This window comes from Pseudomonas shirazensis (assembly GCF_050496565.1).
Lineage (GTDB): Bacteria > Pseudomonadota > Gammaproteobacteria > Pseudomonadales > Pseudomonadaceae > Aquipseudomonas > Aquipseudomonas shirazensis_A.
The window spans coordinates 86,907-110,768 of sequence record NZ_JBNWAE010000011.1 but is presented as its reverse complement, the minus strand read 5'-3'; the positions used below and the strand labels follow the sequence as shown (position 1 = coordinate 110,768).

Below are 23,862 nucleotides of genomic sequence, written 5' to 3'. Positions count from 1 at the left end.
CGCAGTCAACTGATGTCGAACAGTTTGTCGAAGTTGGAAATCGCCAGGATCTTGCGCACGTCCGAATTGGCCGATATCACTCGCACGTCAGAGTCGTCACCGCCGACGTGGTCGCGCAGCAGCAGCAACATGCCCAGCGCGGAGCTGTCCAGATAGGTCGCCTCACTCAGGTCGACCACGACCTGCTCGATCCGGCCGTTCTGCCGCTCGTAAGCCTCGCGAAACGCCTGATGCTTGGCAAAATCAAAACGGCCCTTGATCGCAATCGTCAGCTTCTTGCCGTCGGGGGAAAGCGTAGGTTCCACTGCCATGCTAGCGATTCCTTCGATGATGGCGGATGCAGCTTCAGAAGGTTTAGAAGACGCGCCGGAAAGTTGCAAGCGCAAGCGTCAACAAACCCGGCGAATGCCTCAATAAGCGCTGGGTCGCGGCAGGCGCTGGGACAGCTCGTCCAGCAGCTTTTGCTCGCGCTTGTCTTCAAGCCGGCGCGCCTCGTCCATGTAGCGCTGCACCAGCTTGCGCAAGCCCTCGACCCGAGCGTAAGCCTGCTGCCAGGTGGCACGGGCATTGTTCAGGTTGCTCTGGTGCCAGGCCAGGCTCTGCCGCTGCTGAGTCATGGCGGTCTCGAGCTGGGCCAGAAAGCGCTGATAGTTGAGCAACCAACTGCCGTTGACGCCCTGCCCGCCACGGTTGATCCACTGCAGTTGATAGTCTTCGCGAAAACGCTCGAGTTCGGCCAGCTTGGCCTGGGCCTGGGCCACCTGTTGCTGGAAGTGGCCAAGGCGCTGCACCGCCTTGCGCTCAGCCTCTTCGGCAATGCTTACAACCGGCGCCAGGCGCGCGGCACGGCTCGGCGTGCTCATGGTTTAGCCACCGCCTGTGGGCGTGGCAAACACGCCGGCCAGCTGCTCGCGGCTCTGCGTGCCGCTGACGTTTTCGTCCAGACCCTGACGCAGGAAGCCGACCAGGCGCGCCTGCAAGGCAATCGCCAGGTCGGTCTCCGGGTCACCGCCGGCCACATAGGCACCCACGCTGATCAAGTCGCGGCTTTGTGACAGGCGCGACCACAACTGCTTGAATTTCTGCGCCTGGCGCAGGTGATCGGGGTCGACCACCTGCGGCATGACCCGGCTGATCGAGGCTTCGATGTCGATCGCAGGGTAATGGCCTTCCTCGGCCAGGCGCCGCGACAGTACAAAGTGACCGTCGAGCACACCCCGCGCCGCATCGGCAATCGGGTCTTGCTGGTCATCACCTTCGGACAGCACGGTGTAGAACGCTGTGATCGAGCCACCGCCGGCCTCGCCGTTACCAGCGCGCTCGACCAGCTTGGGCAGCTTGGCGAATACCGACGGCGGATAACCGCGGGTGGCCGGCGGCTCACCGATGGCCAGGGCGATTTCCCGCTGGGCCTGAGCGAAGCGGGTCAGCGAGTCCATCAGCAACAGGACGTTCTTGCCCTTGTCGCGAAAGTATTCAGCGATGCGCGTGCAGTACATCGCAGCGCGCAGGCGCATCAGCGGCGCGTCGTCGGCCGGTGAGGCGACCACGACCGACCGCTTGAGGCCTTCTTCACCAAGGATATGTTCGATGAACTCCTTGACCTCCCGCCCCCGCTCGCCGATCAGGCCGACCACAATGATTTCGGCTTCGGTGAAGCGCGTCATCATGCCCAGCAACACCGACTTACCGACACCAGTACCAGCGAACAGCCCCAGGCGCTGGCCACGGCCGACGGTGAGCAGACCGTTGATGCTGCGGATGCCGACGTCCAGTGGCTGGCTGATCGGGTCACGGTTGAGCGGGTTGATGATCGGCCCGTCGATAGGCACCCAATCTTCGGCCTTCATCCCACCTTTGCCATCCAGCGCCCGGCCGGCGCCATCGAGCACCCGGCCAAGCATGCTCATGCCCATCGGCAGGCGCCCGCTGTCATCCAGCGGCACTACCCGTGCGCCCGGAGCGATCCCGGCAATGCTGCCGACCGGCATGAGGAACACCTTGGTGCCGGCAAAGCCCATCACTTCGGCCTCGACCTGCACCGGGTGATAGCTGTCGTCGTTGATCACCAGGCAGCGGCTGCCAACCGCGCCGCGCAGGCCTTCGGCCTCAAGCGTCAGGCCGACCATGCGCAACAGGCGGCCCTCGACCACCGGCTGCTCAGGCAGGCTGATCGCCTCGGCATAGCCGCCCAGGCGCTTGCCGAAGCTGGTGCGGTCAAGGCGCATCGGTGCTACCCAGGTCCAGGCTGATATCGGCCGCCGCCGGATGCAGAGCCTGATCGTGCAACTGGTCGAACAGCTGCGCTACGGCCTTCTCGATGCGGGTTTCCATGCTGGCGTCGATGCGGCTGTGGGCGGTCTCGATACGGCAACCACCGGGCAGCAACGCTTCGTCTTCAAGGATTTTCCAGTTCTCTTCGTGACGTTCGCGCAGGGCCTTGGCCAGTTCGAAGTCCTGCGGATTGAGGTGGATGCGAATATTGTCGGCGCCCATCGGCAGCAGCTTCAGCGCGCTGCGCAGCACCTGGGTGATCTGGCTCGAATCGGTGCGCAGCTCACGGCCGACGACCTGCCGCGCCATGTGCGCCACCAGGTGCACCAACGAGCGCTCGATCTGGGTGTCCTGCTCGGCAATCGGCTCGAGCAGATGCGCCATCAGCTGTTCAAGCTCACCCACCTTGGCGCTGAGGGCCTCTTCGGCTTCCTGGCGGACTTTGAGCTGGGTGCTGTGAAAACCTTCGCGCTCACCGGTTGCAAAGCCTTCGTTGTAGGCTTCCTGACGAATCGCTTCGAGCTCTTCGAGGGTCAGCGGCTGGACCTCATCGAGCGGCACCTCTTCGATTTCCGGCTCGACGACTTCAGGCTCAGGCTCCGGTGCTGGCGCAGGCGCGGGGTCAAAGCTGGGCAGCGCCCAGACGTCGACGCCTTCTAGGTCGCGGGCACGGATCAGGTCGCTGGGGTGTTCGGTGGTGGACATGCTGTGGGGCTCTCAAAAACCATGTTCGGCCAACGCACGCCCTGCTCGCGCGCGCGTCGGTGGAAAAATCCAGCGTGCCAGCGCTGGCGCCTGAGGTCGAACCTTTCAGCGCCAGCCTGAACAAGGCTCAGATCATTTCTTCGGCGCCCTTGCCGCCCAGCACGATCTCGCCGGCATCGGCCATACGCCGTGCAATGGTGAGGATTTCCTTCTGCGCGGTCTCGACATCGCTGACCCGCACCGGGCCCTTGGCTTCGAGGTCGTCACGCAGCAACTCGGAAGCACGCTTGGACATGTTCTTGAAGATCTTGTCCTTGACCCGCTCGTCGGCGCCCTTGAGCGACACCACCAACACGTCCGAGGCCACTTCGCGCAACAGCGCCTGGATGCCGCGGTCGTCGACATCGGCGAGGTTGTTGAAGACGAACATCAAGTCTTCGATCTGCTCGGACAGGTCGCCATCGATCTCGCGGATCGAATCCATCAGCTGACCTTCGACCGAACTGTCGAGGAAGTTCATGATATCGGCAGCCCGCTTGATACCACCCAGGGTGGTCCGCGCGGCATTGGAGTTGCCCGAGAACTGCTTCTCGAGGATCTGGTTGAGCTCCTTGAGCGCCGCTGGCTGGACGGTGTTCAACGACGATACGCGCAGGATGATGTCCAGGCGCACCTTGTGGTCGAAGTTGCCCAACACCTCACCGGCCTGGTCAGGGTCCAGGTAAGCCACCACGATGGCCTGGATCTGCGGGTGCTCGAAGCGGATCACGTCGGCCACGGCGCGTGGCTCCATCCACTTCAGGCTGTCCAGGCCGCTGGTGTTGCCACCGAGCAGAATGCGGTCGATCAGGCCGTTGGCCTTGTCTTCGCCAAGGGCCTGGTTGAGCATCTTGCGGATGTAGCCGTCGGAGCCGACGCCAAGACTGGTCTGCTCGCCGACGATTTCGACGAACTCGCTCATTACCTGCTGGACCTGGTCGCGATGGATGTTGCCCACCTGCGCCATGGCCACGCCGACCCGCTGCACTTCCTTGGGGCCCATATGGCGCAGGACCTGCGCGGCATCGGTTTCACCCAGCGACAGCAGCAAAATTGCGGCCTTGTCGGTGCGGCTCAGTTTGGCGGTAACGGCTCGGTTATCACTCATCGGCGTTGATCCACTCTTTCACGACCTGGGCGACACGGCCCGGGTCTTCGGCCACCAGGCCTTTGATTGCGTTCAACTGCGCCTCATAACCCTCACTCGGGCTTGGCAACAGAATGCTTTGCGGGCCACCCAGGCTGACACGGTCGTTGGCCAGATCGCCATCCAGACCAATCATCCCACCCAGCTCCATGTCGCCGTCGGCAGCAGACTGCTGCTTGCCACCGCCGGTGATGTTGTTGAGCACCGGACGCAATACGCCGAATACCAACACCAGAATGAACACCACGCCCATCATCTGCTTCATGATGTCCCAGAACCACGGCTGCGAGTAGAACGGGATATCGGCGATTTCCAGGCTGCGATCAGCGGCGAACGGCACGTTGATCACCGTTACGCTGTCGCCACGGCTGGCATCGAAGCCGACCGCGTCCTGGACCAGGCGGGTGAAGCGCGCCAGATCTTCGGCGCCCCACGGTGCGCGGGTGGTTTCGCCAGTCGCTGCATCGAGCTTGGCCTGATCGTCCACCACCACGGCCACCGACAGGCGGCTGAGGCGGCCCTGTTGCTGGCGGGTATGGCTGATCGAGCGGTCCAGTTCGAAGTTCTTGGTCGACTGCTTGCGCTTGTCGGCCGGGTACGGTGCAAGCATTGGCTGGCCGGTGGCCGGGTCCATGATCTGCGCGCCATTGGCATCCAGCAACGGCTGGCCAGGCTGAATGGCGCCCGCAGGAGTGGCCGCGGCGGTAGCGTTTTGCGGCGCGGCTGCGGCAGCTGGTGGCTGGTTGCTCAGCGCACCCGGCACGCCTTGCGGCCCCTGGCTGCTGGTGCGCTGCTCATCCACCGACTGTTCGCTGCGCAGGGCTGGCTGATCAGGGTTGAACTGCTCGGAGGTCGACTCGACTGCACTGAAGTCGACATCGGCCGACACTTCGGCCTTGTAGCGGTCATTGCCCAGTACTGGCTGCAGGATGTTGTGCACACGCTGGGTGAGCATGCCTTCCATGCGTCGGCTGTAATCGAACTGCTTGCCGGCCATGGTCAGCGAAGAGTCCTGCAGTTGATCGGAGAGCAGGTTGCCTTTCTGATCGACCACGGTGACCTGAGTCTTGTCCAGTTCCGGGACGCTGGTCGCCACCAGATTGACGATCGCCATCACCTGGCCTGGCTCCAGTGCACGGCCCGGGTAGAGCTCGACCAGTACCGACGCACTTGGCTTGCGCTCGTCGCGCACGAACACCGAGCTTTTTGGAATCGCCAGGTGGACGCGGGCGGCCTTGACGTTGTTCAGGCTCGACACGGTGCGCGCCAACTCGCCCTCCAGGCTGCGCCGGTAGCGGGTCGCTTCCATGAACTGGCTGGTGCCAAGACCCTGCTCTTTGTCGAGCATCTCGAAGCCGACGTTGCCGTCGCTTGGCGCAACGCCAGCAGCTGCCAGTTTCAGGCGCGCACGGGAGAGGTCGTCGGCCTTGACCAGCAGAGCGCCGGAGTTGGGCTCCACGTTATAGGGGATGTCGGCGGCGCCGAGCACTTCCATGACCTGCTTGGTGTCCATGCCGGCCAGGCTGCCATACAGCGGCCGGTAGTCCGGTTGCTGCGACCAGAGCACCACGGCAAAGCCGATGGCGACACTGGCAGCCAGCCCGACCAACAGGCCGACCTGACGCAGTGCAGGCATGCGCGAGATGTTTTCCAGGAACGACATGCCGAACAGCGGCGGCTTGGCCACTGGCGGCCCGCTCTTGGCGGGGGCGTTATCGACGACTGCTTCGGCCATGACTCAATTAGTCCTCAAACCGGCATCTGCATGATGTCCTGGTACGCCTGAACCAGCTTGTTGCGCACCTGGGTCAACGCCTGGAATGACACCGAGGCTTTTTGCGAAGCAACCATCACGTCGGTCAGGTCCACGCCGCTCTTGCCAATTTCGAACGCGTTGGCGAGCTGGCTGGAAGCCTGCTGGGTTTCATGGACCTTGCCAATGGCCTGGCCGAGCATGTCGGCAAAACTGCTCTGCCCTGGCGCCAGCTCAGGCGCAGCTGTCACTTTGGGCAGGGACATGGCATCGGCCTGCATGGACCGCATGTCCAACATCAGACGATTGAATTCAACACCTTGGCTCATGAACTTCTCTCTCCGGCGGCCGCATTTTTTTGACACTCATGCAGCGGATAGGCTGGTGCTAGCAAGAGCGATGCCAGCCGTCCTGTAAGCGCGTTAATTAAGGTGAATCAACCGAACAGGCTGGCCTCGACATCCAGGCCGGCATCGCGCATCTGCGCCAGCTTGTAGCGCAGAGTGCGCGGGCTGATACCCAGTCGATCGGCCGCTTCCTTGCGCCGCCCGCGCTCGGCGCGCAGGGTGTCGATGATCATCTGGAATTCGTGCCGGCGCAGGTCATCGCCCAACGCACCGGAATCAGCGGGCAAATCACTGGTGAGGGCTGGCGCGGGCGCGACCTGGGGCGCCGGCGCAGACAAGGCAATGACGCCGCCCAGACAAAAATCCGCCGCCTCGATCAAACCGCCCTGCTGCAGGATCAGCGCCCGCTGCAGGGCGTTGTCGAGTTCGCGTACGTTGCCCGGCCACGGATGGTTCTGCAGGCAGTGGCGCGCCTCGGCAGACAGCCTGACCGGCGCGTGCTTCATCTTCGCCACATGGCGCGCCAGCAGGCGCTCGGCCAGCGGCAGAATATCGCCACTGCGCTCGCGCAGCGGGCACCAGGCCAAGGGGAACACCGACAGGCGATAGAACAGGTCTTCACGGAAGCGCCCCGCCGCCACTTCGGCGGCCAGATCACGGTTGGTGGTAGCCAGCACGCGGATATCCAGCGCGATCGGCTTGCGCCCGCCCACCCGCTCCACCTCGCGCTCCTGCAATACCCGCAGCAGCTTGGCCTGCAAGCCCAGCGGCATCTCGGAAATCTCGTCAAGGAGCAAGGTACCGCCATCGGCCTGCTCGAACTTGCCCGGCTGAGCGGCAATGGCGCCGGTAAAGGCACCCTTCTCGTGGCCGAACAAGGTCGCCTCGAGCATGTTGTCCGGGATTGCTGCGCAGTTGATCGCCACAAACGGCTGCGCCGCTCGCGAAGACTGGCGGTGGATGTACTGGGCCAAGACCTCCTTGCCGGTACCCGATTCGCCGGAAATCAACACCGTCGAATCGCTCTGGGCGACGCGCGCAGCCAGCTCCAGCAAGCGCCGGCTGGCAGGTTCGCATGCCACCGGGCCGTCTTCATCAGCACCGCCGACGCGGCCACCGGCATGTCGCGCCACCAGACTCAGCAGCGCCTGCGGCTCGAACGGTTTGACCAGGTAATCCACCGCGCCCTGGCGCATGGCCTGGACCGCCCGCTCAACCGCGGCATGCGCCGTCATCAGCAGCACGGGCAGTTGCGGATGGCTGCTGCGCAGTTGCGCCAGCAACTGATGGCCGTCCATGCCTGGCATGTTGACGTCACTTACCACCAGGCTGAACGCTTCCCCGGCGACCGCAGCCAGAGCCTCTTCGGCACTGCCCACCGCCTGGTAGGCAAAACCGCCGATCTCGAGGGTATCGCCAAGGGCTTCACGCAGCACCCGGTCATCTTCGACCAGCAGCACCTTGATCCCCATCAGTGCGCCTCCGCCGACAACTCGCCATGCAGCGGCAGGATCACCTGTACGCAGGTGCCGCGACCTTCCCGCGAACGCATGCGCACCTCACCCTGATGCGCGCGCACCACCGCCTGAACCACAGCCAGACCGAGGCCGGTACCGGTGGTCTTGGTGGTCAGAAACGGCTCACCGAGGCGCGCCAGCAGCGCTGGCGCGATGCCGCAGCCGGCGTCACTGACGCACAGGTGCAGCGCCTGCCCACGGCGGAACAAATGAATTTTTACCCGCGCCGGCAGCGTACTTGCCTGCAGAGCGTTTTCCAGCAGATTGAGCAGCGCCCCGACCAGGGTGTCGCGATTGCACAGCAACTCCCCCAGGTGGGTGTCGCACTGCCAACGTACCGAGTGCCCCTGCACATGCACTTGTGCTGCTTGTTGCAGCGCCTGGAACAAACCCTTGGGGCTGACCCGGTCAGCCAGCGGCAACTCACCGCGAGCGAACACCAGCATGTCGCGAACCTGATGCTCAAGCTCATGCAGGCGCTCTTTGAGATTGCCGGCAAAGCGTTGACGGGTTTCGCTGGGCAGCTGCTGCTGTGGATCTGCCAGGTGACTGGCATAGAGCATGGCCGCCGACAGCGGCGTACGAATCTGATGCGCCAGGGAGGCAACCATGCGCCCGAGCGAGGACAAGCGCTCATGCCGGGCGAGCTGATCCTGCAGGCGACGGGTTTCGGTCAGGTCGGTGAGCAGGACCAACTGGCCAGGCTCGGCATCCAGCGAGCGGGTAGCGATCGACACACGACGGCCATCGCGCAGGGACACTTCGTGGCCGTCGTCCTTGCGTGGGGCGAAACTGCGGGCAATGATCTGGCGCCACAACTCGCCGAGCAATGGCTCACCCAGCAACTCGCAGGCCGCAGGATTCGCCTCGCGCACCCTGCCGTGCTCATCGATCACCACCACCCCGCCAGGCAACAGGTCGAGCAGGTTCTGCAGGCGGTTGGCCAGGCGTTCCTTTTCGTCAAGTTCAGCCATGCGCTGTGCACTGACCACAGCCAGCTCGCCCTTGAGCTCGCGCACCCGCGCCTCGAGCATGCCGTAGGATTGATTCAGTTGGCTGGAAACCTGATTGAACAACGCGAAGGCGTGCTCAAGGCCCTGTCGGCTTTCCTGCTCGACCGGGATGCGATCCTGCGGATCAGCGGCTCGGGAAATCGGGGCGGCGTGGGGCATCGTGCTCTCTCGCGTGGCTGACCGTCATAAAAACGGTGTGTTGCCTGCGATATAGCAATAGCCGTGCCGGAGATAGGGTTAACGCGGTGTAGACCACATCAGGGCTGCGCTGCAGCCCTTTGCACAGAAGCGGCAGGCGTCAATCCTCTGCCTGCTCCTCGCCGTCGCGACGGCTCATGCCGTATTTGCGCATCTTCTCCACCAGCGTGGTGCGGCGGATCCGCAAGCGTTCGGCGGCCCGCGCAACGATGCCATTGGCGTCGTCCAGCGCCTGCTGGATCAAGCCTTGCTCGAGGCTACCGAGGTAGTCCTTGAGGTCTAGGCCTTCGGGCGGCAGCATCGCGTGATTGGAGAAGTTCGGCGTATGGCCGTTGATCGCCACGCGCTCTTCCAGGTCGCTGCGCAGGCTGTCGACCAATTGCTCGTCTTCGTCGTCGACGTAGCGGAATTTCTTCGGCAGCTCGGACACGCCGATCACACCGTAGGGATGCATGATCGCCATGCGCTCGACCAGGTTGGCCAGCTCGCGGACGTTGCCCGGCCAGCCATGCCGGCACAGCGACATGATCGAAGCCGAATTGAAGCGGATCGACCCACGCTTCTCGTGCTCCATGCGCGAGATCAGCTCGTTCATCAGCAACGGGATGTCTTCAACCCGCTCGCGCAAAGGTGCCATCTCGATCGGGAACACGTTCAGGCGATAGTACAAGTCTTCGCGGAAGGTGCCCTCTTCGATCATGACCTCAAGGTTCTTGTGCGTGGCAGCAATGATGCGCACATCGATGCTCTGGGTCTTGTTGCTACCCACACGTTCGAAAGTGCGTTCCTGCAGCACGCGCAGCAGCTTGACCTGCATCGGCAGCGGCATGTCGCCGATCTCGTCGAGGAACAGCGTGCCGCCGTTGGCCAGCTCGAAGCGTCCGGCGCGGCTGGTGATAGCGCCGGTGAAAGCACCCTTTTCGTGACCAAACAGTTCGCTTTCAAGCAACTCGGCCGGGATCGCGCCACAGTTGACCGGCACGAACGGCGCTTCGCGGCGCTTGGAGTGATAGTGCAGGTTACGCGCAACCACTTCCTTGCCAGTGCCAGACTCGCCGAGGATCAGCACGCTGGCGTCAGTGTCGGCCACCTGTTGCATCATCTGCCGCACGTGCTGAATGGCGCGACTGGTGCCGACCAGGCTGCGGAACAGGTTCGGTTCGCGTTGACGGCCACGCTCGCGGGCATGGTCATACATCTCGCGATAGACCTGGGCGCGATGCAACGAGTCAAGCAGTTGGCTGTAGCTGGCAGGCATTTCCAGGTTGGACAACACCCGGCGACGCAGGTCCTCAGGGAACTCCGCAGCAGAAATATCGCCCAACAGCAACATCGGAAGGAACTCATCCCAGCCTGCCACTGTCTTAAGCAGCCCTTGCACACTGGAAGGTGCGTCGACCGCACCGATCAGCACGCACAGCACTTCACGACTGGAGGACAGCGACTCGACCGCCTGCTGCCAATCGTGGCTCGAGCAGGAAATGTTGTCTTCGCCGAGAAAGTTCAGAACCACTGCCAGATCGCGGCGGCGGGCGCTGTCGTCATCGATCAGGAGAATCTTGGTTTCACGCCACATGCAATAGCAACTTCCCTAGTCATATCGGCGCCCTGAGGGCGTGCTCGACATCATTCCGACTGAATGGTCAGTGTTCGGACGTCTGAAATTCGAATACAGCCACTAGTAAAGTCAAAAAAAAACGCACAGTCAAATTTATGGCGCTCAGTTTTTGTATCTCATCAGTGTCAGCTGAACAGATGGTATACCTTGGCGGCATTTTTCGCCTGACGGATTTGCGTCATCTCGTCGACTAAAGTTTGACGTTCCCCACTTGCAATTTCAATCAGATGCCGATAGACCTCGAGCAACTGCTCCAGGCTGGCCCGTACCTGGCTTTCGTTATGCGTGGCTTCGGACAGCACGTCATCGACGCACAGGCGGCACTCGAGGTCGAGTTCACCCACTGCATCCCAGTCGCGGCCAGCAAGGGCTGCCAGCAGCGCCTCACGGGTCTGTTCGATACGCTCGATCACCCTGCTCATGCCACGCTCCTTGAATCAGCCTTCCGGCTGTTGGTCGGCGATCGCATCCCAGCCTTCCTTGACCGTGATCAGCAGGCGGGCGACTTCGTCGATGATCGCCGGATCGGTCTTGACGTTGGCTTCGACCAGGCGCCGGCTCATGTAGGTGTACAGGTTGTCCAGCTCGGCCAGGCTGTCGGCGTGGTTTTCCAGGTCAAGACCCTCACGCAGGCCGCCGATGATGTCGATGGCCTTGCCCAGCAGGATGCCCTTCTGGGCAATGTCATTGCGCGCAATCGCGCCCTTGGCCTGAGCCAGGCGGTCAAGACCACCCTGCATGAGCATTTGCACCAGACGATGCGGGCTAGCCTCTGAGGTTTGCGCCGCGCCGTTCACTTTCTGGTACTGCCGAAGGGCCAACATCGGGTTCATGGATCTGCCTCGTTCCAGCAAAAAAGGTTGCGTATACCCTGTATATCGCCGCCACGTCAAAAAACTTTAGCGGCTAAATAAAAAGCCCGGTGCGTCGAAGAGACGCAACCGGGCTTTTCCGCTGTTCAGGTTTGCCGGATCAGGATTTCTTGGCTTGGGCGTTGATGGCCTCGAACAGCGAAGTGATCTGGTCGGCCTGGGCTTTCATCTTGCCCAGTGCGGTGTCCAGGGCCACGTACTTTTTGGTCAACGACTCGGTCAGCGACTCGGTACGTCGATCCAGCGCCGCCTGCTGGTCGCTGATGTTCTTCGCGACCTTGTCGAGATTCGCCTTGCGCGTGGCCAAGCTACCGTCGGTAGCGTTATAAGGATCGATGGCCTTGTTCATGCGCTCGAAGATGCCATTGGTACCCGTAAACAATGCCTGTACCTCGCCGCCAAGCTTCTTGTCGCTCATGGCCGCAGTGAACTTGGTGGCGCTGAACTCCAGCGTACCGTCCTTCTGCGTATTGATGCCCAACTGGCTGAGGGTTGTCAGACGATCACCGTCGCCCATCTCGGACAGCACACCGCGCACGTCTGACAGCAGCGAGCGCGTGGTCGGATCGTTGGTCAGAGCGCCGAGCACCAGATTGCCATCGGCATCGGTGCTGGTCTTGGTCATTGCAGTGATGGCTTTCTGCAGGGTGTTGTAAGCATCTACAAAGCCCTGCACCGAAGTCTTCAACCCGTCATTGTTGGGCGCAACGGTCACTTTGGTCGCCACGTTAGGCACACTGGCGCCAGTCAGCTCGAGGCTGATGCCGCTGACTGCGTCCTTGATGGTGTTGGAGGCGCTTTTCACCTCCAACCCGTCGATCAGGACCACAGCATCCTTGGCCACCGCAGTGATGTAGCCAGCGCCCTCGGTCTGCATCGACTTGGTACCGTCGATTTCCAACTTGGCGATACCGCTAACCTTAATGTCAGTGTTAGCACCAGTGGTGGTCGAGCCGATAACCAGACGCGCACCATCCTCACCCGCGATGATGTTTGCGGAGAGCCCGGAACTGCCCAACTCCTTGTTGATCTGGTCGCGCACGGTCTGCAGGGTAGCGTCGTCGCCGACAGTAATCTTGTAGGTCTTGCCACCCTGTTCAATGATCAGATCACCAGCAGGAATCGCCTCGCTGGCACCACCGGCAAACGCCTGACTGGCTACCTTGGAGCTACTGGCGAGATTCTTCACCTCGATGTTGTACGAGCCGGCTACAGCCGTGTTGCTTGCAGTCGCCTTGACCACGCTATCACTGGCCGAGGTCGCGGCGAAAGCGTTGAAGGACGGCGCCGCCTTGTCATTGAGCTTGCCCATGGCGGTGGTGAAAGCAGTAAGGGCACTACGCAAAGATCCAACACCGGAGATGTACGCGGTGTTGTAGCTGGACTGACGGGCCAACTGTGCAGTCTTGGCAGCGGTATCGGACTGTACCAGCACCTTGACGATGTTGGTGATGTTCAGCCCGGAGCCAAGACCCAAGTCGGAAACGATCGAGCTTGCCATGTTAGTGCCCCTCTTTACTTGTACGGCAGCCCCGCTATTGCAGGGCAACCTCTATTCATTGCTGCGGTATTCGCCGCCGATTATACCTTGGCGTCGAACAGCAGGCTGTTGACATCGCTCAGGCTGCTGGCAATGCGCAGCGCCTCTTCCGAGGGTAGCTGACGAATCAGCTCACCAGTCTCGCTGGCGATGACCTTGACCACTATCTTGCCGGAATCTTCGTCGGTGGAAAATTCCAGATTACGCCGAGAAGTGCTCAGGAACTTTTCAATTTCCGATACGGCATTGCGTACCTGTTCGGCATCGATTACAGCCGAAGGTTCTTTTACATCGCTGACGCGGCTGGCATCCGCCAACCCAGCCACCGCTTTATCGGAAACGGGCTTGTCGACAACCTGCTCGACCGGACGTGCTGCCGGGTAAGACTGGTTCAGCTTGACGCTCATGTCCATGCCTACCACCTCGTAACGAAAAGGCGGGGAAGCGCTTCAAAGAGCACTTCCCCGCCGGTTACCATCAGCGATTACTGAAGCAGCTTCAGTACAGCGGATGGCAGCTGGTTGGCCTGAGCCAGAACCGAAGTCGAAGCTTGCTGCAGAGTCTGCTGCTTGGTCAGCTGGGCAGTTTCAGCAGCGAAGTCGGTGTCCTGTACACGGCCACGGGCAGCTTCGGCGTTTTCGTTGATGTTTTGCAGGTTGTTGATGGTGCTGGTCAGACGGTTCTGCGAAGCACCCAGGTCAGCACGGTTGCTGTTGATGGTCTGCAGAGCGTCGTCGATCGCAGTTACAGCGGCGCTGAAGTTGCTTTCAGCCAGAGTGGCGCTGGAACCCTGAATGTTGACGCCCGAGCCGATGCCCAGCGAGGCAGCGTCGAACTTCTGGTTCAGGTTGATGGTGATCTGATTGACGTCGCCAGTGTTCGAGCCAACCTGGAAGGTCATGGTCGAAGCCGAGCCGTCCAGCAGGTTCTTGCCGTTCAGCTGAGTGCTGTTGGCGATACGAGTCAGCTCGGAAGCCATCGACTGGAACTCTTTGTCCAGAGCGATACGGTCGTCGGCGCTGTTGGAGTCGTTTCGCGACTGAACAGCCAGTTCACGCATACGCTGCAGGATGTTGGTCTGCTCTTGCATCGCGCCTTCAGCGGTCTGGGCGATGGAGATACCGTCGTTGGCGTTTTTGATTGCCATGGTCTGACCGCGAATCTGCGAGGTCATACGGGTAGCGATCTGCAGGCCAGCAGCGTCGTCTTTGGCGCTGTTGATTTTCAGGCCGGAAGACAGGCGAGTCATCGAGGTGCTGAGTGCGTCGGTAGCACGGTTCAGGTTCTTCTGAACGCCCAGGGAGGTAGTGTTGGTGTTGACGGTCAAAGCCATGACGAATTCCTCGTTAATTGGGTACTACGGCTTCCGGCCTTGGCAATTCGCCCGGGTGCGGCACAGAGAACCTTCGTAATAGTTATCGTCGTCACGGCTGATTGCTTTAGCGGATTTTCAAAAATTTTTAATGGCATCCGGCCAGCCCAGTTAAATCAAGGAGTTGACGCCAAGTTTCAGACATCCACCAACCCTATGAAAACGCCGCCTGAAAAGGCGGCGTTGGTTATACCTGTAGAGCAGACTGCGTCAGTCGCGGCGCTCGATGATTGCCGAACCCCAGGAAAGCCCGACTCCAAACCCGCTCAAAGCCACACGCTGATGCTGCGAGCCCAGCACATGCTTCTCGAGCAACAGTGGAATACTCGAGGAAACGGTATTGCCGGTTTCGACCATGTCCTTGACGAAGCGCTGCTTGTGTTCGCCTTCATTGAACCGCGCCGACACCGCATCGACGATAGCCGCGCTACCCTGATGCAGACAATACAGGTCGATGTCATTTGCCTGCAGCGCGCTGGCGTCGAGCAACTGCTGCAGATGCGCCGGGATTTTCACCAGGGCAAAGTTGTACACCTGACGACCGTTCATGAAGAATTTGCCGTCAGTGGTGCGCAAATGCTCGGCACCCGCGCCGTCGCTGCCGAACAGCGCCTTGCCCAACTGCCAGCGGGCATCCTCGCCCATCCAGGTAGCGGTGGCGGCATCGCCGAACAGCATGGTGGTGTTGCGATCTTCCGGATCTACAATCTTCGAATAGGGATCGGCGGTGATCAGCAGGCCGTTCTTGAGGCCGGCGGCGTCCATGAACCCCTTCATTGCGTACAGCCCGTAGACGTAACCCGAGCAGCCCAGCGAAATGTCGAAGGCGGCAACATGCGTAGCCAAACCGAGCTTGTGCTGCACGATTGCAGCCGTGTGCGGCAAGCCTTCGGCGTCGCCGTTCTGGGTGACGACGATGACTACATCGATCGACGCTGGATCCAGCGCCGGGTTGCCAGCGAACAGTGCCTTGGCGGCCTCGACACAGAGATCGGAGGTTTCCTGTTCCTCAGCCTTGCGCGGCAAGAACGTCGAACCGATCTTGCCAAAGATGAAATCCTGATCCTTACCGAACTTCGCACCCTGAGCGTAATTGTCAACGCCCTCAACAGGTACGTAGCTGGCGATGCTTTTGATGCCAATCATTGTGGCTTCCCGATGGAAATGGCAAAAATAGGCGGGTGTTGGGCCGTGGCCGCTAGTCGTGCATGCTTTGGTGGCATGGCTACCCGCTGACTCTATAGAGTAGAGATGCACGTTCCGACTGCCAAGTCACGGTTGTGACAAATACGTCACGCCGAGCAATGCCGGCGTGCACATAACTGCACGCCGGCATTGTACTGACCACCTCAATCAGCCAGCCAGGCCTTGCGCCAGCGCTGCAGATTGTCACCCTCAAGCAGGCAATGTTGCAGCACTTGCGCGCGCAACGCATCGCCCAGACGCCCAGTGGCGTCGAGATCATGCAGATGCATGCGCACCGCATCCAGCCAATCTTCGCCGCGCTCGCCGACCACAGTCACGGGCAGCTCACGCGGGTAGCAGTGCGCACTGCTGATTACCGGTATGCCGCATGCGCCCAGCTCCAGTACACGACGGTTGCCGTTGCGCAGCAGCCCGGGCTGCAGTGGTGCAAGCGCCAGATCCAGACCGAGCTGGGCCAACCACTGCGCGTCGGCAGGCTGACTCATACCTGGATGGCACTCAGCCAGATAGGGACGCAGGCTAGCCGCGCAACTGCCAAGCAGGACCCAGTCGACTTCGCCGAACAGGCTCATCACCAGCGCCTCGACGACCGCAATATCACTACCATCGGCAGCCTCGCCGACGATGCCCACGCGCGGTTTGGCGCCGGCCCGACGAACAGCAGCGAGGTTACCCCACCGCTGCGGGTCGAGCATGTCCGGCACCACCACAATGGACCCGTGAGTAGCAGCCAGAGCATCCGCCAGGGCGTCGTTGGCCACCACCAGACGATCGGCGAAGCCAAGGCGCAGGCTGCGCAAGTCCTCAGCTGGCAACCCGCTTGAAGCACCGAGGGCGAGGACCGGATCAAGCACCTTGAACGCGCGCGAGAACGCTGAACGGCGTTGCATCCGAGCCAACTGTTGCTGGCCGATTGCGCCCTGCAGGACAAGACTGTCCGGAGCATAGCGCTCCAACTCGGTTACCGACAGCTGGGTCTGGATCAGCGCACCGTCTGCCAGGCCCTCACGGCGTAACACCTGCAATGGCGCAGCGCTGTTGCGCTGCACGGCTTGACCGTCAAGCACGCAAGCGAGAATCTTCGGCAGCGGTCGCCATGAAGACAACGGATCCCAGCTCAGGCAGCTCGGCGCAACCTGGAACGCTTTGCCGGCATCAAGGGCAAAATGCGTGCTATATGCAGGATCACGGGCCAGCAGCGGTAGCCAACGGCTATATAGCGCCTGCTCCTGCTCGGCGGTCACGGCTGGCTCGGCGGTCTCGCTGATTAACAAGGCGGCGCGCGGCGTCCACACGTTCAGGTAGCCGGCAGCATGCAACCGAAGGCACAGATCAACATCGGCGAAGGCAGCGAGCTCAGGGCTTTCGTCAAACCCATTGGCTTCGATGAACAACGCCTTGCCCATCATCATGCAGTGGCCACTGACGGCTGCATGATTCTGGTCGACCAGCAGACGTTGCATGTACCCCCCGCTGGCCATCGGCAAGTCGCGGAACATGCGACCTACCGGCCCGTTGAGGCCCAGTACCAGGCCACCATGGCGCACAGTGCAGTCACTGGCGAGTAGTTTCGCGCCGACCACGCCGACTTCCTGGCGACAGGCATGGTTGACCAGCTGCTGCAGCCAGTCGGTCTCGAGCACGGCGATCCCGGCGTGCAGCCACAGCAGCAACTCGCCCTGCGCCTGTTGAGCAGCAAAATTGCGCACTTGCACCGACGACAACTCGGCAGGCAGGCGCACCACTTTGATCATTTCGGCGCCCAGTTGCTCGATACCGTCAAGCCAGGCTTGCAACTCTGAATCAGCACTGGATTGATCCAGCAACAACACTTCGAACGTGCGGTAGGTGGTTTTCTCCAAGAGGGTATCCAGACAACGACGGACCCGCTCCAGGCCATGCTCGGTAGACACCATGATGCTCACCAGAGCACTTTCACCGACGCCGTAATCCAGCTCAAAACGGCCCGGCGCCGGCGCTGTCACTGCCGCCCCTTCGAAACCTCGGGCGAGCAGATGCCGCTCGATGATCGCGCGTTGATCAGGGCAATCCAGGGCTGGCCGGCTGTCACCGATCAACAGCGGCTCGCTGATGTGGCCCAAACCTGCCAGCCCCTGGTCCTCGATAAGGAGCAGGATCAGATCAAGCTCGGCGGCTGCGCCGGCCCCGGCGTTGAAGCCGCCCAACTGCAGCCAGGCATCCCGGTTGAACAACCAGTGCCGCGCCATGACCCCAGGCAGGCTGAGCAACATGTCCAGGTTCAGCCCTGGACGCAGCGCCAGCTGCAGACCGCCGTCAGGTGCACGCACGACCTCATCGCCATACACCGCGCGCAGGCCCGGCGTGCCGAGCACGTCGAGGGCAGCGATCAGCAGGCCACTGGCAGTGAACTCACTTCCCGCTTCAACCAGCATGAACCAGTCGATCCCGGCTTCACGCACAGCCTGGTCGATCTGCGGCTGCAGCGGATCGCTGCCGATGCGCAGAATATGCAGCTTGTCTTCAGCGCGGGTTGTGGCGGCAATATCGAGTGCCGACAAGACCACGATTTTCAGCTCTGGGTAGCGGTTATGCTCAGGGCTCAAGCTACGCAAGGTCAGGTCAAGGCGATCTGCATCGCCTTCGCGATCCACTACCAGCACCCCTATCCTGGGCATGCCAGCGGTGGTCAGACGCTCGTCGATCAGCGCCTGCTGCGCAGCGTTCGGGATGCGTTCTGCGAGCCAGGCGGGTACGTCCAGTGCAGCCGGCAGCAGTGGGAACTGCTGCATGGCCGCCTCGAGCTGCTCGGTCGCCGTCGCGACCTGGCCGCCCTTGGCGAGGATATCGGCGATCGGTTGCGCATAGATCTCACAGAACACCTGATTGCGCAGCCGCTCGAAAGCCTGCCGGCCTTCGACGGTATCCGCCTCACGCAGGCGGCTCTTCAACTGATCGAGTTCGATCAACTGCGGGCTCAGGCCTCCATCGGCGGCGCTAGGCAGCATGGCCGCATTGACGTGTACCCGCCACTGCGAGTCGGTTGCCAGCAGCAACGACAGCAACCGCTCCATGACAAACACTTTGCACTCATAACCTTGTGTTCCGCGGTGCAGAGTCGGGGTATTCAGCGCTTCGCCATAGGGCGTTGACCACTGCCCATCACGCGCCAGTTCAGCCGCCTGGAAGATGCTCTCGGCCTTGCTGAACCAGTGTCGCCAGAAGCGCGGTTTGGCAATGAAGTAATTGCAGAACTGGCTCTGCTGCGAGTCCATTACCAGAGTCGCGAGATCCACGCCTGGGGCAACCTGGCGTGCCATCTCGACACACACCGGCCAGATATTGGGGTGATGCACCAATGCCTGGATAAAAATGTTTTCGTAGCGCGCGCCGTCCGGGAAGAACACCGGGAACAGCAAAACATCAGCGTCATCGGGTGCGGAGTCGACGAAGCTGAACACCTGCTTGGCGTCGAGCCCGGTCTTCTGTTTGAAGCGTGGCGACAACACCCCGTAAAAGACGTTTTCATCCAGCGGCTGGTTCATCAGCAGAGTGCGCATAGGCCAGTATTCAGCCCAATCCGGACGCTGCCCGACATTGTCCAGCGGGGTGTAGCCTGGTTCCAGCAGGGCGCGGGTTTCGTCCGAGTAGAAGATCTGGTGAATCTGCGCCCGTGCCGGCGCGGCTACTGCTGCCGGGCCCAGCAAGGCCAGCTGCAATGACAGCGGCCCGGCCAGCCCAGGCATCCCCGGGAAGCTGCCGCTGCTGCGCAGTTCTATGTCTGTGACGCCGTGCTCATTGGCCTGGTACGGCAGCAACAGGCGCTGCGCGCCCTGGTTGCCAAGGGTAACTTCGTTCAGGTAGCGACCGTTGACCCAGACTTCGGTAGTGAACGGGAACACGTCGTACTGCTGACCTGGCAACGCCCCGAGGAGGACCTCCACCCCAGCCGCCGACGGCGCCTGGCCAATGACCGCTGGGGTCAACTGCAACGTCGCATTCGGCCCGACGAAGTAACGCCCCGGCGTACCGCCGACGATGCGCAGGATCCAGCCACGCAGGACAACATTGAGCGTGTCGGTTTGCCACTCGGCGTGTTGTCCGACAGCCTCCAGGGTTTGCCACAGGGTGCTGAACACCTCGTCGTCGACGACTGCCGGTAGCTGTGCAAAGGTGCGCTGCAAGGCGTGCGCCGGCAACAATTGCCAGGCCTTGTGCCCTTGCCATTGCTGCAAGGCACCACGTAGACGCTGACGCACCCAAGCCTGACTGTCGCTGGCAGGCGCATCGTCGGCAGGCACGCGCGAATCGTTCAAGGACAATGCATCCAGCGCGCCTTTAGCCAGCGCGGCCAAGCCGTCGCTGATCTGGTGGGCACTGCCAGGAACACCAGCAAACTCGCCATCCACCAGCAGGTAACTATGGTCTGCACCTGGGTTTGCGCTGCGAGCAGCCAACCAGTGCTGAGCATCAGCCAAACTGCCGATCACGCTAACGTGCTTGAACGCCAGCGTCTGCTCGAAGGCCTGCTGCAACTGCGTGGCAGCGGTACTCTGGCGGCCATCGATCACCACATGCAGACGCGGCGCCTGGGCGATGGCTGCTGCTACTCGCTCAACGCTGCGGCCGTCGGCGAAATCCCCATACAGTTGCTGAACGCGCTCGCGTTGAGCCGCCCTGCAATGAGTTTGATGCAGGTTATAGGCATCGCCCAGCAATTCAAGAAACGCCTGATCGTCACCGAACTCCATGCCGATGTCGCGCCAGGCATTGCCCGGTGCATCAGGGTTGTACTCCCAGTGGCCAACCCGCGCTTCGCTGGAATAAAGCAGAATCGGCCGATCCAGCGCCATGAATTCGAACAGCAACGAGGAGCGGTCCGCCACCAGAATATCGGCTTCGGCAAAACTGTCGGCGATGCTTGCCTCGGGGTCGTCAACCAGCTCCAACAATGGATCGACGGCCACCTGCTGGCGCCACTTGCCCATCAAATCACGGAATAACGCCTTGTCGACGACAAAGCTGTGCTCATGCTGCACGATCGCCGGGTGGGGCTTGATGATGATCCGCGCTTGCGGATAGAGGGTGCGGATCAGCGGTACGATGCGTTCGCCGAAATACACCGCTGCACTGAGTTCCGGGTTGTAGGTCGGCGCAAACAGTATGGTCGGTGCAGCATCGCTGACCGGCCGCGCTGGCAGCTTGAATACCTGGTCGACCCAGGCGTTGCCGGTCAACAGGAAGCCATGGCGGGGGTGCACATTCGACAGCAGCGTGTCTTCAATATCCCAAACACTGCCACACAGGTAGTCGGCATGGTTGTACTGCTGTTCGGCAAAGCCGTAGCGGGTCACCGAGCCATGGCGCATGCCAATCAGCAGCACCTGATGGGCATCGCAGTAATCGCGCCAGAATTCCACCGACCAGCCGTCAGCAACCACGATTACCTGCGGCTGCCACTGCATCACCTCTTCGATCGACAGGCTCAGCAGGCTGGTTTCGAAACAAGCAGCAAGGGGCCGCAACGAGCGGAAGTGGAACGGCATGCTGGCGTAGCAGGCTACTCGCAGCCCGGCAATGGGCAGCGCTGCAGGCGCGCTGAGCACCGGCTTGAACACATACAGCACGCTGGTCTGGCCACAATTGTGCATGGTCAACAGCGGATGCCGTGCCACTTCGCGCAAGCCCAGCGAACGAATCAGGGCCACGTAGCGCGACTCTGGACGGTACTTGGCCTCATACTGATCATTGAGCAGGGTGCGCGCTTCGCTGCCTTGCAGCAGTACCGAGTCCTTGAGGATCAACTGCCCGCCTGGCTTGAGCAGTGACAGCGCCCGCAACACTACCCGCGCGGCGGCGGTGTCATCGCTGATAGTCGTCAGTACACCCATCAGACTGACTGCATCGAAGCGCTGTTCGCAGGTGAACTGGAATACGTCGGCAACATGGAATTCGATGTTGTCGACCTGTTGCTCGCGGGCCTTCTGGCGGGCCTGGTCGATCAGTTTCTCGCCCACATCGAATGCCACCACCCGCGCTGCAGCACGAGCAAAGAGCAAACTGAACTCACCATCGGCACAGCCAATGTCGAGCACCTGGGCGTCTGCTGGCAGCGATGGTAAAACCTGCGACAGCAAGCAATCGCGCTGACGCTCATAGAGCTGGGCTGGACCGATTTGACCGCGTTCGGACTGGCTCCAGAATTGCCGTGCAACCTGGCCCTGCAGGTTATTACTCATCGTCGCCCCACTGCGTCGCGAAAACTTTACGTGCCATATCCAGATCTGCCGTGGTGTCGATGTCGAACGCCTTTAGTTTGAAGGCGGGCAAAGGCAGGCAGGCTTCCAGTGCTTGATAGACGAAGATCGGTTGATCGACCACGATCTGCGGATTGATCACAGCGATGCCGGTCCACTCCAACGCGTAGTGCGGCTGGCGGGTAAAACCAATGACCTGGCTGCCACTGTCATCCAACTGCACACGCACGCCGTCGCTGGTCAGGTAAGGTGAAACGCCAATCAGTTGCTCATTGTGCTCGGCCGCCTGCAGAAATTCTTCGAAGCTGCGTGCATCCATGACCGTGTCGGCATCGAGCACCAGCATGCGCTCATCAAGATGGCGCGAGACGCGGTAGATGCTCTGTAATGTGTTGGTGCGGGCGTATTCGGGGTTGCGCACCACGATCAGGTCAGGGCGCAGGGCAATGGCATGAGCGATCACCTCTTCTTCCTGAAAGCCGACCACCAGCCACACGCTTTCGGCCCATTGCAAGCGCTCCAGGTGCCAGTCAAGCAACGAGCGCCCGGCCACTTCGACCAGGCATTTGGGCTTGTTCAGCCCCAACCGCGAGCCGATCCCGGCGGCGCAGATTACAGCGTGCTTAACAGGCGACATAGAGCCTTCCCATCGTAAGTAACGAAATCACTGAGTTTGACCAGCTCTTTGTTAGGCTGATGAACACCGCCGAAGGCAATGCGCCAGTCGGCCGCCTCGAACATCGGCACATCGTTCATGCCCTCGCCCACCGCGACGATGCGGTCAAAGCGCGAACGCAAGCTGCTGACCGCATCGCCCTTGTGCAAAATGTGCTCAACGCCATCCAGTTGACCTTGTGCGTCGAGGCGCGCAGTGGAACTGAAACTGTGGATGCCGAGCTTGTCCAGCACCGGCTTCACCCACAGATCGAGGTTGCCGGTGACCACGAACGCCTGTTCCGGGTGGCAGCGGATGAAGTCGAGAATCGCCAGGTCGAACTCGACATGCTGGTCGAGCGCGGCGTGGATCCAGTCCAGTCGCGCATCGCGCAGCAGCCTGACGCGCAGCTTGAACGACTTGTCGAACGGCAGCAGGCCGGCGATGGTGGCCTGAGTCAGAGCACTGATCTCATCTTCCAGACCCACCGAGGTGGCAATCAGCGGCAGCAGTTCCTGACGGGTCAGGGTGCCGTCCAGATCAAAGCAGTACGCGGTGCTCATAGCTCGCTTCCTTGACGGCGCAGGACGAAGAAGTACTGCCGGGTCTCGGCGCGTTTTTCCAGGTCTTCGGGGAACAGAAAGCCCTCATGCTCGACGCTCATGCCCAGGCCTTCGAAGGCCTGCTGCATCAATGCACGCAGTTCGTCGGCGGTGCGGTAGATTGCCGAGTACTCATCGGCGAGCTCTTGCGAATAGAAGCGGTCGAGGGTGAACCGCTCACTGACACCGACCGGCTCGCGCAGATAGACGCCACCACCAGCCACGATCAGCTGGGCAGCGTCGCGCAGCACTTTGATGCAGTCGGCATCGTTGAGGTAGATGAGCAGCCCGGAAATCAACGCCAGGTCAAATGGCGCCGGCAGCAGCAGCGCCTGCGGCTGGATATCGGTAGCCGACATGACCTGGAAGTGCAAACCCGCCAACTGCCGCTTGACGCTCTCCTGCTGGGCCTTTTCGATCAGGCTGGCACTGAAGTCCAGGCCGAGGTATTGCAGCCCCTGGCAGTTGCCGGCCAGGTACCAGCCCCAGCGTCCCGTGCCACAGCCGATGTCGAGGATCCGCCGTACCTGGCCCAGGCCGAGGATGTCGGCCATCGCCGCTTTTTCGGCCTGATCGCGCTTTTCCACCAGTTCAGCGTTGTGATCCTGGTACATGGTCGCGCTCAGCACGTTGGCGTATTCGCGCTTGCCACGTGATTCGAAAAAAGCGCGGGTAGCGTCGTAGTCGATGGCTACATGCTTTCCCTTGATACGTCGAGAATCGTTCAAGATCTCTCCTGCTAATTGACGTCATGCTGGATCGCCGAAA

General features: G+C 61.5%; 20 protein-coding genes. All 20 read right to left on the bottom strand.

Translation table 11 applies throughout. The annotated features are described in order from the left end of the window. Window positions 1-5 precede the first annotated feature (5 nt). The 20 genes from ACQZ2L_RS17160 to ACQZ2L_RS17065 all read right to left on the bottom strand — a co-directional run bounded on the left by ACQZ2L_RS17160 (window position 6) and on the right by ACQZ2L_RS17065 (window position 23,822). Window positions 6-311 carry an STAS domain-containing protein gene (locus ACQZ2L_RS17160; protein WP_430327093.1) on the bottom strand — a complete coding sequence of 102 codons (306 nt, stop codon included), beginning with the start codon at window positions 309-311 and terminating at the stop codon, window positions 6-8. A gap of 99 nt (window positions 312-410) precedes the next feature. Then, window positions 411-863: a flagellar export protein FliJ gene (fliJ, locus tag ACQZ2L_RS17155; RefSeq protein WP_430327092.1), complete on the bottom strand. Its 453-nt coding sequence runs from the start codon at window positions 861-863 to the stop codon at window positions 411-413. A 3-nt stretch (window positions 864-866) separates the two neighbouring features. Then, window positions 867-2,228 carry a flagellar protein export ATPase FliI gene (fliI, locus tag ACQZ2L_RS17150; RefSeq protein WP_430327091.1) on the bottom strand — a complete coding sequence of 454 codons (1,362 nt, stop codon included), beginning with the start codon at window positions 2,226-2,228 and terminating at the stop codon, window positions 867-869. After that, window positions 2,218-2,979, bottom strand: coding sequence for a flagellar assembly protein FliH (gene fliH / locus ACQZ2L_RS17145; protein WP_430327090.1), 762 nt, complete (start codon window positions 2,977-2,979; stop codon window positions 2,218-2,220). Before fliH ends, fliI begins: the two co-directional genes overlap by 11 nt. Window positions 2,980-3,106: 127 nt before the next feature. After that, complete coding sequence (gene fliG, locus ACQZ2L_RS17140) at window positions 3,107-4,126, bottom strand: flagellar motor switch protein FliG (protein ID WP_101317844.1); 1,020 nt, start codon at window positions 4,124-4,126, stop codon at window positions 3,107-3,109. Continuing rightward, window positions 4,119-5,900 carry a flagellar basal-body MS-ring/collar protein FliF gene (fliF, locus tag ACQZ2L_RS17135; protein ID WP_430327089.1) on the bottom strand — a complete coding sequence of 594 codons (1,782 nt, stop codon included), beginning with the start codon at window positions 5,898-5,900 and terminating at the stop codon, window positions 4,119-4,121. The genes fliG and fliF overlap by 8 nt, the downstream gene beginning before the upstream one ends. Window positions 5,901-5,914: 14 nt before the next feature. Continuing rightward, window positions 5,915-6,247 (bottom strand): flagellar hook-basal body complex protein FliE, encoded by a 333-nt coding sequence (gene fliE, locus ACQZ2L_RS17130; RefSeq protein ID WP_430327088.1) that lies wholly within the window; start codon window positions 6,245-6,247, stop codon window positions 5,915-5,917. A gap of 107 nt (window positions 6,248-6,354) precedes the next feature. Next, window positions 6,355-7,737, bottom strand: a complete 1,383-nt coding sequence (locus ACQZ2L_RS17125; RefSeq protein WP_430327087.1) for a sigma-54-dependent transcriptional regulator — start codon at window positions 7,735-7,737, stop codon at window positions 6,355-6,357. Further along, window positions 7,737-8,954 (bottom strand): sensor histidine kinase, encoded by a 1,218-nt coding sequence (locus ACQZ2L_RS17120; RefSeq protein WP_430327086.1) that lies wholly within the window; start codon window positions 8,952-8,954, stop codon window positions 7,737-7,739. Before ACQZ2L_RS17120 ends, ACQZ2L_RS17125 begins: the two co-directional genes overlap by 1 nt. A 139-nt stretch (window positions 8,955-9,093) precedes the next feature. Then, window positions 9,094-10,569 carry a transcriptional regulator FleQ gene (fleQ, locus tag ACQZ2L_RS17115; RefSeq protein WP_430327085.1) on the bottom strand — a complete coding sequence of 492 codons (1,476 nt, stop codon included), beginning with the start codon at window positions 10,567-10,569 and terminating at the stop codon, window positions 9,094-9,096. Window positions 10,570-10,736: 167 nt separating this feature from the next. After that, window positions 10,737-11,033, bottom strand: coding sequence for a flagellar protein FliT (locus ACQZ2L_RS17110; protein ID WP_430327084.1), 297 nt, complete (start codon window positions 11,031-11,033; stop codon window positions 10,737-10,739). Between the two features lie 15 nt (window positions 11,034-11,048). After that, window positions 11,049-11,444 carry a flagellar export chaperone FliS gene (gene fliS, locus ACQZ2L_RS17105; protein WP_340611476.1) on the bottom strand — a complete coding sequence of 132 codons (396 nt, stop codon included), beginning with the start codon at window positions 11,442-11,444 and terminating at the stop codon, window positions 11,049-11,051. A gap of 139 nt (window positions 11,445-11,583) precedes the next feature. Further along, on the bottom strand, window positions 11,584-12,984 hold the full coding sequence (gene fliD, locus ACQZ2L_RS17100; RefSeq protein WP_430327083.1) for a flagellar filament capping protein FliD: 1,401 nt from the start codon (window positions 12,982-12,984) through the stop codon (window positions 11,584-11,586). 80 nt (window positions 12,985-13,064) lie between these two features. Next, a complete protein-coding gene (locus ACQZ2L_RS17095; RefSeq protein ID WP_430327082.1) occupies window positions 13,065-13,436 on the bottom strand; it encodes a flagellar protein FlaG in 372 nt (123 codons plus the stop codon). Between the two features lie 71 nt (window positions 13,437-13,507). Continuing rightward, complete coding sequence (locus ACQZ2L_RS17090; protein WP_430327081.1) at window positions 13,508-14,356, bottom strand: flagellin domain-containing protein; 849 nt, start codon at window positions 14,354-14,356, stop codon at window positions 13,508-13,510. A gap of 249 nt (window positions 14,357-14,605) precedes the next feature. Further along, a complete protein-coding gene (locus tag ACQZ2L_RS17085) occupies window positions 14,606-15,541 on the bottom strand; it encodes a ketoacyl-ACP synthase III (RefSeq protein WP_430327080.1) in 936 nt (311 codons plus the stop codon). A gap of 203 nt (window positions 15,542-15,744) precedes the next feature. Continuing rightward, window positions 15,745-21,819, bottom strand: coding sequence for a methyltransferase domain-containing protein (locus ACQZ2L_RS17080; protein WP_430327079.1), 6,075 nt, complete (start codon window positions 21,817-21,819; stop codon window positions 15,745-15,747). After that, complete coding sequence (locus ACQZ2L_RS17075) at window positions 21,812-22,474, bottom strand: NTP transferase domain-containing protein (protein WP_430327078.1); 663 nt, start codon at window positions 22,472-22,474, stop codon at window positions 21,812-21,814. The genes ACQZ2L_RS17080 and ACQZ2L_RS17075 overlap by 8 nt, the downstream gene beginning before the upstream one ends. Continuing rightward, window positions 22,450-23,055: an HAD-IB family phosphatase gene (locus tag ACQZ2L_RS17070; RefSeq protein WP_430327077.1), complete on the bottom strand. Its 606-nt coding sequence runs from the start codon at window positions 23,053-23,055 to the stop codon at window positions 22,450-22,452. The genes ACQZ2L_RS17075 and ACQZ2L_RS17070 overlap by 25 nt, the downstream gene beginning before the upstream one ends. Continuing rightward, window positions 23,052-23,822 carry a class I SAM-dependent methyltransferase gene (locus ACQZ2L_RS17065; RefSeq protein ID WP_430327076.1) on the bottom strand — a complete coding sequence of 257 codons (771 nt, stop codon included), beginning with the start codon at window positions 23,820-23,822 and terminating at the stop codon, window positions 23,052-23,054. The genes ACQZ2L_RS17070 and ACQZ2L_RS17065 overlap by 4 nt, the downstream gene beginning before the upstream one ends. Between the last annotated feature and the right edge of the window lie 40 nt (window positions 23,823-23,862).